This is a genomic window from Kocuria sp. KSNUG, assembly GCF_049532735.1.
Classification (GTDB): domain Bacteria; phylum Actinomycetota; class Actinomycetes; order Actinomycetales; family Micrococcaceae; genus Kocuria; species Kocuria rhizophila.
Genome location: NZ_CP150981.1, coordinates 217395 through 230271, shown reverse-complemented (window position 1 = coordinate 230271; position 12877 = coordinate 217395). Strand labels below are relative to the sequence as shown.

Sequence of the window (12877 nt, the reverse complement as noted above, 5' to 3'; positions counted from 1 at the left end):
CGTCAATCGGTGACCGTGCATGTCAGCCTCCATCCGGACAGACCGCGGGCCCGACATCCTGGGCGGATGCCGGGCCCGCGGTGGGGAACCGGTCAGCCCCCGAGTGCACACCGACCGGGAGCTGTGGAGCGCGAGGCTCAGTGGCGTGCGGCGTCCGTGCCCGTCTCGGGCTCGCCGGCCACCGGGGCCACGCTCTCGCCCGGGTGGGAGCGCACGTACTCCTCGTGCACCTCGGCCACGTGCAGGTCCTTGCCCTGGTCCGACTTCTTCACGAAGCACACCGCGATGAAGGACACCAGGGACAGCAGGGCGATGTAGAGCCCGATGGTCCAGGCCTGGCCCGTGCGGCCCAGCAGAAGCTCCGCGATCATGGGGGCGAAGGCGCCGCCGATGATCGAGCCGAGCGCGTAGCCGATCGAGACGCCCGAGTAGCGGACGCGGGCCGGGAACAGCTCCGCGTACATCGCGGACTGCGGACCGTAGGACGGGCCCAGGCCCATGGTGAGGATGAAGATGGCCAGCGCGAACAGCGGCAGGGATGCCGTGTTGAGCATCCACCACATGGGGATGGCCCACAGGATGATGATGCCGTAGCCGATCTGGAACGTGAGCTTGCGCCCGATCCGGTCCGACATCCACCCGCCGAGCATGGTGAAGATGAGCCATCCCACGCCGCCCACGATGGAGGCGATCAGCGTCTCGGGGCGGGACATGCCCAGTGCCTTGGTTCCGTAGGACGCGAAGAACGCGATCACCAGGTAGCCCGCGGCGTTGTTGCCCGCGAAGATCAGCGCGGCCAGGAGCACCTCGCGCGGGTTCTTGCGGAACAGCTGGCCCAGGGGTGCGGAGGACTCCTTGGCGCGCTGCTGCATCTCCAGGAACACCGGGGACTCGTCCACGGAGCGGCGGATGATCCAGCCCACGAAGATCAGCACGATGGAGAAGAGGAACGGCACGCGCCAGCCCCAGGTCTCGAACTGCTCGGGGGTCAGGGTGGTGGTCAGGAAGAACATGAACAGGGTGGCCATGAGCATGCCGATCGGCACGCCGATCTGCGGGTAGGCGCCGAACAGGCCGCGCTTGTTCACGGGGGCGTGCTCCACGGACATCAGGGCCGCCCCGCCCCACTCGCCGCCGGCGGAGAAGCCCTGCAGGATGCGCAGCAGGATCAGCAGGATGGGTGCCGCGATGCCGATCTGCTCGTACGTGGGCAGCAGGCCGATCAGCGTGGTGGCCGCGCCCATGCCGAACAGGGTCATCACCAGGGTCACCTTGCGGCCGAACCGGTCGCCGATGTGCCCGGCCACGATGGCCCCGAGCGGGCGGAACAGGAAGCTGATGCCCAGGGACGCCCAGGAGACCACCTGCGCGAGCTGCGCGTTTTCCGCCCCCAGGGGGTTGAAGAAGTGGGCCGCCAGGATGAAGGCGGCCGCCTGCGCGTAGATGAAGAAGTCGTACCACTCGATGGTGGTGCCCACGAGGGTTCCCGCAAGGACCTTGCGCTCTTCTCGTGACATGGTGCGGCCCTGCGCGGGCGCTGTGGTGGTTGCCATGTGGGGTCTCCAGGATCGTCGGACCGGAGTCCGTGGGGTGCCAGTGGCGGATGGGTCACGCATTAACCGACCAATTGGTCGTGAAGTGAGTGTAGAGCTGGGTGTGAACCGCGTCACCTGTGTCGTGTATCAAATCGTATATGTTACGTCGGGTGCAAGGGGCTCGGCGTCTCGACCTCTCGCCCGGTCCTGACATGGTTGGCCGCGAGGACCGCACCGTTCCGGGCGGGGGCGGGCCTGCGTACCCTGGAGCAAAGACCACCGCGAGTGAGGGCACCCGACATGACCGAGACCACTCTCAACGACAAGAAGGCGCTCGTGACCGGCGGTGCCAGCGGCATCGGAGCCGCCGCGGTCCGGGCGCTCGCCGCGCGCGGCGCCCACGTGGTGGTCGCGGACATCGACCACGACGCCGCCCAGCGCCTCGCGGACGAGGTGGGCGGTGAGGCGTGGGCCGTGGACCTCACGGACACCGCCGCGCTCGCGGAGCTGCGCCTGGACGTGGACGTGCTGGTCAACAACGCGGGCATCCAGAAGGTCTCGCCCGTCCAGGACTTCGACCCCGCGGACCTCCACCGGATCCTCACCCTCATGCTGGAGTCCCCGTTCCTGCTGATCCGCGCCGCCGTCCCCCACATGTACGAGCAGGGGTGGGGTCGGATCGTCAACGTGTCCTCGGTGCACGGGCTGCGGGCGTCCGCGTTCAAGTCCGCGTACGTGGCGGCCAAGCACGGACTCGAGGGGCTCTCCAAGGCCGTGGCTCTGGAGGGTGCGCCGCACGGTGTCACGAGCAACTGCGTGAACCCCAGCTACGTGCGCACCCCGCTGGTGGACAAGCAGATCAAGGACCAGGCAGCCACGCACGGCATCCCGGAGGAGCAGGTGGTCGAGAAGATCATGCTCACCGAGTCCGCGATCAAGCGCCTCGTGGAGCCCGAGGAGGTGGGCGAGCTGATCGCCTTCCTGGCCGGCCCGTCCGCGGGTATGGTCACGGGCTCCTCCTACGCCATGGACGGCGGCTGGATGGCCTCCTGAGCCGACGACGCCGCCCGCGCACCTGCCGCGCCACGCGTTCGGCGGCCGGGACGCGGACCGTCTACGCTGAGATGCGGATCACACGTGCACACAATGCGAAAGGGTGGCCATGTCCAAACTCAGAGACAGCGCGGCGGAGCTGCTGGCCGAGACCCTGCGGGACGGCATGACGCTCGCGGTGGGCGGTTTCGGGCTCTCCGGTGTCCCGCGGGATCTCATCGAGGCGGTGCGGGAGAGCGGGGTCAAGGACCTCACGGTGGTCTCCAACAACATGGGCGTGGACGGCAAGGGTCTGGGGCTGCTGCTCGAGAACCGCCAGGTCTCCAAGGTGCTGGCCTCCTACGTGGGGGAGAACAAGGAGTTCGCGCGCCAGTTCCTGGAGGGTGAGCTGGAGGTGGAGTTCAACCCCCAGGGCACCCTCGCGGAGCGGCTGCGGGCCGGCGGCGCGGGAATCCCCGCGTTCTACACCGCCACCGGTGTGGGCACACCCGTGGCGGAGGGCAAACCCACCGCCGAGTTCGACGGCCGCACGTACGTGCAGGAGCGCGGGATCGTGGCGGACGTGGCCCTGGTGCACGCGTGGCGCGGAGACACGGACGGAAACCTGGTCTACCGGCGCACGTCCCGCAACTTCAACCCGGTGTGCGCGGCGTCCGGGAGGGTCACCTTCGCGGAGGTCGAGGAGATCATGGCCCCCGGCGAGCTGGACCCGGACCACATCGTGACCCCGGGGGTGTACGTGCAGCACGTGGTGCAGTACTCGGGAGCGCCCAAGGAGATCGAGCAGCGCACCACCCGGCCTCGGCCAGACGCGCAGGGCGCGGGCGGCGTCGAGGGAGGAGCGGCATGAGCTGGACACGCGACGAGATGGCGGCCATCGCGGCGTCGGAACTGGCGGACGGCGACTACGTGAACCTGGGGATCGGCATCCCCACGCTCGTGGCCAACAACCTGCCGCCGGGCGTGAGCGTGGTGCTGCAGTCCGAGAACGGCGTGCTGGGCATGGGCCCGTTCCCGTACGAGGGGGACGAGGACCCGGACCTCATCAACGCCGGGAAGCAGACCATCACGCTGCAGCCGGGGGCGGCGATCTTCGACTCCGCCACGTCCTTCGGGATGATCCGCGGCGGGCACGTGAAGATGGCCATCCTGGGCGCCATGCAGGTCTCCGAGACCGGGGACCTGGCCAACTGGATGATCCCGGGCAAGATGGTCAAGGGCATGGGCGGCGCCATGGACCTCGTGGCCGGAACCCCTCGCGTGCTGGTGCTCACCGAGCACGTGGCCAAGGACGGCTCCGCGAAGCTCAAGCGCGAGTGCGACCTCCCGCTCACCGGGGTGGGCGTGGTGGACCGCATCATCACGGACCTGTGCGTGTTCGACGTCGAGGAGGCCGGACTGGTGCTGCGCACCCTGGCCCCCGGCGTGACCGAGGCCGAGGTGGCCGAGAAGACCGAAGCGAACTACCGGGTGGATCTGGTGGACGTGACCCCCGATTCCGTACCCGTTCAGGAGGAACAGTGACAGAGAACGCCAATGACATCGTGATCGTCAACGGGGCGCGCACCCCGCAGGGCAAGCTGCTGGGGGCCCTCGCGTCCCAGAGCGCCGTGGACCTGGGGGCGCACGCCATCAAGCACGCCCTCCAGCGCGCGGGTGTGGCCCCGGAGGACGTGGACTACGTCTACATGGGCAACGTGGTGCAGGCCGGCGGCGGGCAGAACCCCGCCAAGCAGGCCGCCGTGGCCGCGGGGCTTCCCATGACCGTGCCCGCCATGAGCCTGAACAAGGTGTGCCTGTCCGGGCTGGTGGCCGTGACCGAGGCCGCGCGGATGATCCGCGCGGGCGAGGCGGACGTCGTCGTCGCCGGCGGCATGGAGTCCATGACCAACGCCCCGCACCTGGCGCTGGGGGCTCGCAAGGGGACGTCCTACGGGGACATGACCCTCGCCGACTCACTGGCCCACGACGGCCTCGTGGACGTGGAGCTGCAGGTCCCCATGGGAGAGCTGACCGAGACCGGCAACTCCGAGCGCTCCATCACGCGTGAGGAGCAGGACCGGGTGGCCGCGCGCAGCCACCAGCTGGCCGGCAAGGCGCAGCAGAGCGGCGTCTTCGCGGACGAGATCGCGCCGATCGAGATCCCGCAGCGCAAGGGCGATCCCGTGACGGTCTCCGAGGACCAGGGCGTGCGCCCGGACTCCACCGCCGAGGGGCTGGGCAAGCTCCGGGCCGCCTTCACCAAGGACGGCACCATCACCGCGGGCAACTCCTCCCCGATCTCCGACGGCGCCGCCGCCCTCGTGCTGACCACGCGCGGCTACGCGGAGGAGCACGGCCTGGACTGGCTCGCCGTGGTGGGCAAGCCGGGGCAGGTGGCCGGGCCGGACACGTCCCTGCACTCGCAGCCCTCGCGCGCGATCGAGCACGCCCTGTCCCGCTCGGAGTGGACCGCGGCGGATCTGGACTTCATCGAGATCAACGAGGCGTTCGCCGCGGTCTCCGTGCAGTCCGTTCGGGATCTCGGGGTGGACATGGACAAGGTCAACATCCACGGCGGCGCGATCGCCCTGGGCCACCCCATCGGTGCGTCCGGTGCCCGCCTGGCGCTGCACGCGGCCATGGAGCTCGCCCGGCGCGGCTCCGGCAAGGCCGCGGTCTCGCTGTGCGGCGGCGGCGGTCAGGGTGAGGCGCTGCTGCTGAGCCGCTGACACGAGTGGTGCCGCCGGGCGGCGCCGCACGACCGACGGGGTGTCCCGCTCACCAGAGCGGGGCACCCCGTTCTCGTGGCCCGGGGCATGGGCGGAGGGTCGGGCCCGGGGGTGGGTGGTGGCCCCGCAGGTCCGGGCGGACACGTCATGTCGGCCGCTGCGGGTGCGAGACCCGTGCCACGGAGCGCACGCGTCAGTAGGCTGATGAGGGCAAGCGGTCCGACGGCGGGCGGCGGTGCGGTTCCCGCTCGGGACACGCGCGCTGCGTCCGACCACGGGCCACCGCGCGACTCGGGAGGGAACATGGCACATCCGGAATCCACACCCGCTGCCCCGTCCGCAGGATCGGTGAGGAGCGAGAGGACGGCCGACCGGGCGGCGTCGACCCCGGACGTCACCCGCACCCGGAAGCGGGCCGCGCTGTCCGGGTTCCTGTTCGGCTGCGGGATCGCGGCGGCCATGATCGACCTGTTCATCTTCCACCTGGGCCTGCAGTGGCACCACTTCTACGACCTCTCCACGCACGAGGTCGCTCTCGTGACCGACGGCTTCTTTCATGCGTTTGCATGGTTCATCACGGTGTGGGGTCTGTTCATGCTGGCCGACGTGCGCCGCAGTGGCGGGGTGCACTGGCCCCACTGGGTGGGTGCGGTGATCCTGGGCGTCGGCTCCTTCCAGCTCTTCGACGGGATCGTGGACCACAAGCTGCTGGGCATCCACCAGATCCGCTACGGCGTGGACCTGCTGCCGTACGACCTGGTGTGGAACGGCACGGCCGTGGTTCTCATGCTCGTGGGGTACCTGGTGATGCGGCGCGGCGCCCGGGCGTACCGGGCGGCGTAATGGGCTCGGGGATTCTGATCCTCCCCGGGTTCCTGACGCTCTCCGCGCCCCCGGGGCTTCTCGCGGCTGCGGTGCACGCGGGGGAGCAGGGGCACGGGGGCCACGGGCAGCACGGTGGTGGTGCCGCTGGGCACGCGGACGCCGCGGTGGCCGCCCCGTGGCCGCTCTTCGAGTGGTTGGTCCTCGCGCTCGTGCTGCTCGCCGCAGTGGCGTACTGCTGGTGCCTGTGGGCCGGGCGCGGGCGACGCGGCGTGGCCACCTGGCGCCCGGTCAGCTTCCTCGCGGGACTGGCGTGCGTGGGTGCCGGGCTGGTGGGGCCCGTGGCCCAGGCCGGTCACGCAAGCTTCACGATGCACATGGTGGGGCACCTGCTGGTGGGGATGATCGGGCCGCTGCTCCTGGTGCTGGGCGCCCCGGTGCGGGTGCTGCTGCGCGGGCTGCCCACGGCCGGGGCCCGGAGGGTCACGCGGGTGCTGCGGTTCCCGTGGATCAGGTTCGTGATGCACCCCGCGGTGGCCGCCGTGCTCAACGTGGGCGGGCTGTGGCTGCTCTACACCACCGGGCTGTTCCACTGGATGCACGCCTCGGCGCTCGGCCACGCGGTGGTGCACACGCACATCTTCCTGGCCGGGTACGTGTTCACCGCCTCGATCGCTGGGCCGGATCCGGATCCGCACCGCTCGTCCTTCCGCGTGCGCGCGGCCGTCCTGGTGCTGTTCATCGCCGCCCACTCCATCCTGGCCAAGTGGCTGTTCGCCCATCCGCCCGCGGGGGTGGGGCTCGCGGACGCGGAGGTTGGGGCGCAGCTCATGTACTACGGCGGGGACGTGGTGGACGTGGCCCTCATCGTGCTGCTGTTCCTCGGCCACCACCGGGCCACAGTGCCGCGAGTGGATGGCTCCCGCCGCCCGGAGGTCACGGCGCGCGACCGGGCGTGAGCGGACGGGCTGGGAGCGGGGCCTCGTGGGCCCGCGCCGCGCCGTCGTGGGCACGTGGCACGAGGCGGGGGACGGGCGGGACTGCGGATGCGCACGAGGCGGGGAGACGCGCGAGGCCGTCACACTGCGCGCACGCCATGTAACGCATGTCACTTTCCTTAGGATCGGGGCGGTACCTGATCCGAACCACCCCTGAGGAACCCCCATGAGCTCCCCGCAGCACTCCCCGGCCCGAGCGGCCTCGTCCGAACCGGTCCTGGCCCGCGCCATGCGCCCCGTCAACTACGTGGTGGAGCGGTTCATCCCCTCCGCGCTGATCTTCGCGATCGTGCTGACCGCGGTGGTCGGCGTCATGGCGCTGCTCCTCACGGACGCGAGCCCCGTGACCGTGATCGAGGGGTGGGGTGCCGGGCTCTCCGGACTGCTCGCGTTCATGACCCAGATGGCCCTGGTGCTTCTGCTGGGCCACGCCCTCGCGAGCACCCGGCCCGTGCGGGCGCTGCTCGGGCGGCTCGCGGCCATGCCGCAGACCGCGCTGGCCGCGTACGTGTTCGTGTTCGTGGTGGCCGCGGTGGCGTGCCTCATCACGTGGGGCTTCGGACTGGTGGTGGGCGGGCTGCTTGCGCGCGAGGTGGCCGCCGAGTTCTCCCGGCGCGGCACCCCCGTGAGCTTCCCGATGCTCGTGGCCGCCGGCTTCTCCGGCATGGCCGTGTGGCACATGGGGTACTCGGGCTCGGGCCCGCTCACCGCGGCCACTCCCGGCTCCTTCATCGAGAAGCAGGTGGGCCACGTCATCCCCGTCTCCGAGACCACGTTCTCCTGGTGGAACATGACCGCAGCGGTGGTCACCGTGGTCCTCGTGGCGCTGGCCCTGTGGCTCGTGGCCCCGCGTGCCGTCCCCGAGTCCCACAGCATCACCGCGGAGGCGCTCGCGCAGTCCGAGCAGCAGATCCCCGAGCCCGCCATCGAGGCCCCCGCCGACCGCCTGGACGCCTCCCGGATCCCCACCCTGCTGGTGGGTCTCGCCCTCGTGGCCTATCTGATCATCCACTTCACGGGCGGCGGCAGCGTCACCCTGGACATCGTGAACTGGATGTTCCTGGCCCTGATCTTCCTGCTGTCCCGCAACGCGTTCGAGGTCATGGCCCTGGTGAAGAACGCCGCCGCGAACGTGGGCGACATCCTGCTGCAGTTCCCGCTGTACGCCGGGATCATGGGCATCATGACCGCCACGGGGCTGATCCAGGTGCTCTCCGACTCCATCGTGGCGGTCGCCACCCCGGAGACCTTGGGCCTGCTGGCTTTTCTCTCCGCGGGCCTGGTCAACTTCTTCGTCCCGTCCGGCGGCGGTCAGGTGGCCATCCAGGCACCCATCCTGCTCGACGCCGCCGCCCGCCTGGGCGTGGACCCGTCCGTGATCATCATGTCCGTGGCGTACGGCGACCAGTGGACCAACATGATCCAGCCGTTCTGGGCCCTGCCCCTGCTCGCGATCGCCGGGCTGAAGATCCGCGACATCCTGAGCTACACCACCGTGGTGCTCATCGTCTCCGGTCTGGTCTTCGGGGCCACCATGCTGGTGGTGGGTTCGGGGGATTAGCGCACTCGTCTAGCGTTCTAAAAATTCCCAACGCGACACGCTCCCGTAGCGCGGTTTCGAAGCGGCAGCCCCTATAAGTTCGTAGAACCGATGGGCCCAGCTATTGCCCCGACCGATGGGTGAAGGTGCTTTCCAAAAAACTATTTGCATTTTATTTCGCTAGAAAAATTGCGAAACCGGATACCAGTAAGATAATTATTAACATTGGAAAATACTGGAATGGGCTGAATTTCATGATTAAAAACTGACCATTTCAAATAATATGAAATCAACTGCAAATCTGAAGAGGTGACGACGTGGCGCCGTCAAACGCAACTGAACTGACCGTTCTAGGTCAAAGTTTACAAAATCTCTATACGCAATACGCGCAGAACAACTTTGTTGTAAACCGGAGGTACCAGCGCAAACTGGTATGGGGTGTCGAAGAAAAACAGGCGCTTATTGACTCAATTCGCAGTAACTTACCTATTCCGCTGGTTTTGCTTGCAGAAAATTCGATCAAAAACTTGCCCCAGCTCGAAATTATAGATGGTCTACAACGCCTAAACTCAATATTTTCGTTTATCGAAAATGAATTCCCTTATAACGGGAAATATTTTGATCTCGACACCCTGGCTGACACGAAGTTGAGACGCGACGAGGGAGATTTCATCCAGCGTGAGCCGCTCCTCGATAGAAAAACTTGCGTAGATATCGTTAATTATCAACTCCCGGTTTCCACCTATCGCTCTGCTACAGAAGACTCCGTAGACGAAGTCTTTAGGCGTATCAACTCATCGGGGCGCAAATTAAGCTTGCAGGAAATTCGTCAGGCGGGCGTTACGTCCGAGCTGGCGGGCCTCGTGAGACGAATCAGCGCTAGCATTCGGGGAGATGCTACGCTTTCTGAAATGTTACCCCTCGCGGAGATGCCTAAAATTAGTATTACAAACAGAGACCTGCCCTACGGGATCCCAAGCGAAGATGTCTTCTGGGTAAAAAACGGAATCCTCGACAAAGATGCAGTTCGCGAGTCCCGAGACGAAGAACTGGTTCTTGATATTCTTCTTGATATTATTCTCGATCCACTGGCTGTTAGTGGAAGTGCCTACCGAAACTCTGCATATGGACGAGATGGTAACGCATCAACCTCCGAAGGTGCGGTTGCTCAGCGCATAAATTCTCTTGGGACAAAAAATATTGAGAAGAGCTTTACTTTAACTCTCGATATAATAAAAAACACTATTATTGAATCGGGAGAACCGTGGGCGTCTTGGGTAATAACCCAAAGGAATCCTCGGGGAATCCCTCGTTATTTCCATGCAGTTTTTGTTTCCCTCCATGAACTCCTTGTTCAAGGAAATGAATTATCTGACCTGCCGGGATTGACTAGAGAGTTAGAGGGGTTCTGGGACAGGGATCTCACTGTGCCGGCTGGCGGAGGTAATTGGGGGGCAAACAGAAAGCGCCCATTGTTCGATTCTATCAAGGCAGTACTTCAACAGTACTTTGCACAAAGCAACGATCCGATCGCTCAGCGTACGCGGCAGAGTGCAACAGAGTTCGAAATTCAAATGCAGATGGCGCTCACCGAGCATTCTTTGTTTGAGTTAAAGCAGGGTTTTACACGTCTAGATGAATCCAAGATATTTGATGAGGACGCTTTTGAGGCAGTTCTCCGTACGGCATCGGCCATGGCAAACCATTCCACTGATGCAGAGGGCTTTATATTTTTTGGAGTTGCGGACCGTCCTCAGCATGCAAAGAGAATAGTTAGCCTCTACAAGATCAACCCGCTTGAAGTGGGTGAGTTTATTGTCACGGGTACTGAGCATGAACTAGCGGCTCTTGGGTGGAACAGGGACCAACATATGCAGTGGCTAGTTCAACGAATCAAAAAATCTAAATTAGATGGGGCTTTTGCATCTCAGCTTGCAAGCACGCTTTCCGTATTTGACTACATGGGTTACGCCATTTGGGCCCTCCGTCCAAAATCGATGTCCCTTCCTGTATCTTGGGATGGAAATTTTTATATAAGGCAGGGTAATTCCACCCACCAACTTAAAGGTACTGAAATTCTCGAGCTAGTCGCTCGTTTTAGTCGAAAATAAGGAGGTGTAGGTACCTAATTTCAGCCTGTACCATAGCGGGGTGAAAATACCTGCATTTTATTTTGAGATGCGAATTATGTCAACGAGAATAGTACCCCTATGTGTTTATGCGGGGCCCGTATTGTTGGGTAAGCTACGAGGGTAGTTATTTTAGGCGTGCGGGCGGCTCGCTTTCGACTGCGGGTAGGGTTGCGAAGCTCGCCGCAGAAAATTTGAAAGGGCGACTGGTTTTGCTGTCGGGCAGGCAGGGTACAGTCCGTGACGGGACTATACCCGCCTGCCGCCACTACCTATATCGAACCTGTCGTCAGAGTGCCCGAACATGGTGCCGCCTAGCGGATGTTAGGTTGTTTTCACGTGGAGACCAGGGAGTTTTGAGGATCTCGTTCGGGGATACTGTTGGTGGCCACTACGACCAGGAGGCCGAAGACTAAGCTAGAGGCTTTGGTGAATAGAAACAATTAATGTCCTCCCATGGCTGCGATGACCCGTTAGAGACCGTGTATATCTCTCCGTGGTTGATTTTAGTCAGATCGTCTGATGGGTGGCCGTGCCTGTCGTCGGGCCATCGCGGCAGCGTGCAGGCACATGTCATGTCCGGCAGGACGACGCACGGTCCGGGGGTGGGCGGTTGGTGGTGCTGGCCCGACTGGCGAGGTCGGCGGGCTGGAGTGGTACGTCTATGGCCTCAGACGGTGGTCCCGGTCCTCTTCCCGGTTCTGAGCCCGGCGGCCGAGACATGGTCGCGGGGGCGCGGTGCTGTTCCAACCTTGCGGGGGTTCGCGCCTCAGCGCACCATGCGGATCTCGCGGAGGTCCTCCAGAGTGGGCTCGGTCAAAGAGGCTCCATCCGCGCGGAAGCCGTTGCGCTCGTAGAAGCGGATTGCGCGGGGATTGGCCTCGGCCACCCACAGCTGCGCGGGCTCCTCGCCAAGAACGGCGTCGAGCAGTGCCTGCCCCGCCCCGCTGCCGTGGTGGTCCCGCAGCACGTAGAGCATGCGCAGGGCCAGCTCCCGTGCAGGGTCCTCCTCCTCGGGGCGGCCCGCACCCGCGAACCCCACGATCGTCCCGCCTACCTCGGCCACACGCAGCCGGTCACGGACGGCGGGGTCAGCAAGCATCCGGGACCACATCTTCCGGCGCGCCTGCCGGGCGGCGTCCCCGAAGAAGTGCTCCGGCACGAGTCCCGTGTAGGTCTCCCGCCAGGACTGCACGTGGACCTCAGCAATCCTCGGGGCGTCCTCGGGCGAAGGCACTCGCAGAGTGAAAGAGGTCGTCGTCATGCGGGCATTCTTCCCCGTCCTGCTCGCGCACGACAGCGGGGCGCCGCCGCTGCACCAGGACCATGCGGACGTCCGCCTCTCAACGCCTGCAATAACGGAGCAGATGCAGATTCGCGGCCGCGATGCTGCATTTACTCCACCTCACAGCGTCCTGCTTGCCGGGCCACGCCTCGCACGGCCCACGACGCCGCCGCTACGCCAGGATCGCGCGCACGCCCGCCTCGAACTCGGCGTCCATGGTGGCGGTGGGCAGGTCCATCGACTCGCGGGTCTGCTGGGCGGTCACGGATCCCAGGGTGAAGCGGGTGAGCGTGAGGGCCAGCGTCTCGGCGTCCTCCGGGGTCATGCCCCGGTCCGTCAGCGCCGTGATGAGCAGCGGAACGGGCTGCATCCCCAATGGATCCAGGGCGTGCGCCACACTCACCACGTCCGCGCCGTCCCGCACGGCGAGCACCGCGGAACGGAACCGGGCGATGAGAAGGCGCGCGGCGGCGTCGTCGTCCGCGGTGTGCGCGGGGCGGACCGAGGGGGTCTCGAGCGGGGCGACCATGCGCTGCGCGAGGACCGCGAGGAGCTCCTGCTTGTTGGCCACGTGCCAGTAGAGCGCCCCGGGCTGGACGCCCAGCTCCCTGGCCAGGCGGCGCATGGAGAGGTCGCCGAGGCCGTAGGTCTGCAGGATGTGCCACGCGGCATCCACCACCTGGCTGCGGTCCAGTGCCACGGCGTGCCTCCCTGCTCTCGTGCCCGGGTGTGGGTTCCGCGGAAACTCTACCGAGTTGGGGTGGGTGGGATGTGTGCTGTGCGGGCGCCGTCGTTCGGGGCCCT

Annotated in this window: 11 protein-coding genes; 8 read left to right on the top strand and 3 right to left on the bottom strand. The window is 65.8% G+C overall.

What is annotated here, in order from left to right; translation table 11 throughout:
- Positions 1-137 precede the first annotated feature (137 nt).
- Positions 138-1553, bottom strand: coding sequence for an MFS transporter (locus AABM36_RS01010; RefSeq protein ID WP_423446776.1), 1416 nt, complete (start codon positions 1551-1553; stop codon positions 138-140).
- Between the two features lie 282 nt (positions 1554-1835).
- Between AABM36_RS01010 and AABM36_RS01005 the strand changes: the two genes are divergently transcribed.
- The 8 genes from AABM36_RS01005 to AABM36_RS00970 all read left to right on the top strand — a co-directional run bounded on the left by AABM36_RS01005 (position 1836) and on the right by AABM36_RS00970 (position 10770).
- Positions 1836-2588, top strand: coding sequence for a 3-hydroxybutyrate dehydrogenase (locus AABM36_RS01005; RefSeq protein WP_019309861.1), 753 nt, complete (start codon positions 1836-1838; stop codon positions 2586-2588).
- 109 nt (positions 2589-2697) lie between these two features.
- The gene (locus AABM36_RS01000; protein ID WP_102614027.1) at positions 2698-3438 is read left to right on the top strand and encodes a CoA transferase subunit A; all 741 of its coding nucleotides are present in this window, start codon (positions 2698-2700) and stop codon (positions 3436-3438) included.
- Positions 3435-4112: a CoA transferase subunit B gene (locus AABM36_RS00995; protein ID WP_102614028.1), complete on the top strand. Its 678-nt coding sequence runs from the start codon at positions 3435-3437 to the stop codon at positions 4110-4112. Before AABM36_RS01000 ends, AABM36_RS00995 begins: the two co-directional genes overlap by 4 nt.
- Positions 4109-5299 (top strand): acetyl-CoA C-acetyltransferase, encoded by a 1191-nt coding sequence (locus tag AABM36_RS00990; protein WP_102614029.1) that lies wholly within the window; start codon positions 4109-4111, stop codon positions 5297-5299. The genes AABM36_RS00995 and AABM36_RS00990 overlap by 4 nt, the downstream gene beginning before the upstream one ends.
- A 303-nt stretch (positions 5300-5602) precedes the next feature.
- Positions 5603-6142, top strand: a complete 540-nt coding sequence (locus AABM36_RS00985; RefSeq protein ID WP_423446772.1) for a DUF2243 domain-containing protein — start codon at positions 5603-5605, stop codon at positions 6140-6142.
- Positions 6142-7080 carry a cytochrome c oxidase assembly protein gene (locus tag AABM36_RS00980; protein ID WP_423446770.1) on the top strand — a complete coding sequence of 313 codons (939 nt, stop codon included), beginning with the start codon at positions 6142-6144 and terminating at the stop codon, positions 7078-7080. The genes AABM36_RS00985 and AABM36_RS00980 overlap by 1 nt, the downstream gene beginning before the upstream one ends.
- A 205-nt stretch (positions 7081-7285) precedes the next feature.
- Positions 7286-8680: a short-chain fatty acid transporter gene (locus AABM36_RS00975; protein ID WP_423446768.1), complete on the top strand. Its 1395-nt coding sequence runs from the start codon at positions 7286-7288 to the stop codon at positions 8678-8680.
- Between the two features lie 296 nt (positions 8681-8976).
- Positions 8977-10770 carry a GmrSD restriction endonuclease domain-containing protein gene (locus tag AABM36_RS00970; RefSeq protein ID WP_423446766.1) on the top strand — a complete coding sequence of 598 codons (1794 nt, stop codon included), beginning with the start codon at positions 8977-8979 and terminating at the stop codon, positions 10768-10770.
- 787 nt (positions 10771-11557) lie between these two features.
- Here AABM36_RS00970 and AABM36_RS00965 read toward each other — a convergent pair.
- Together AABM36_RS00965 and AABM36_RS00960 are read right to left on the bottom strand one after the other, a co-directional pair.
- Complete coding sequence (locus tag AABM36_RS00965) at positions 11558-12052, bottom strand: GNAT family N-acetyltransferase (RefSeq protein ID WP_144802020.1); 495 nt, start codon at positions 12050-12052, stop codon at positions 11558-11560.
- 193 nt (positions 12053-12245) lie between these two features.
- Positions 12246-12773 (bottom strand): TetR family transcriptional regulator, encoded by a 528-nt coding sequence (locus tag AABM36_RS00960; protein ID WP_144802017.1) that lies wholly within the window; start codon positions 12771-12773, stop codon positions 12246-12248.
- Positions 12774-12877 lie beyond the last annotated feature (104 nt).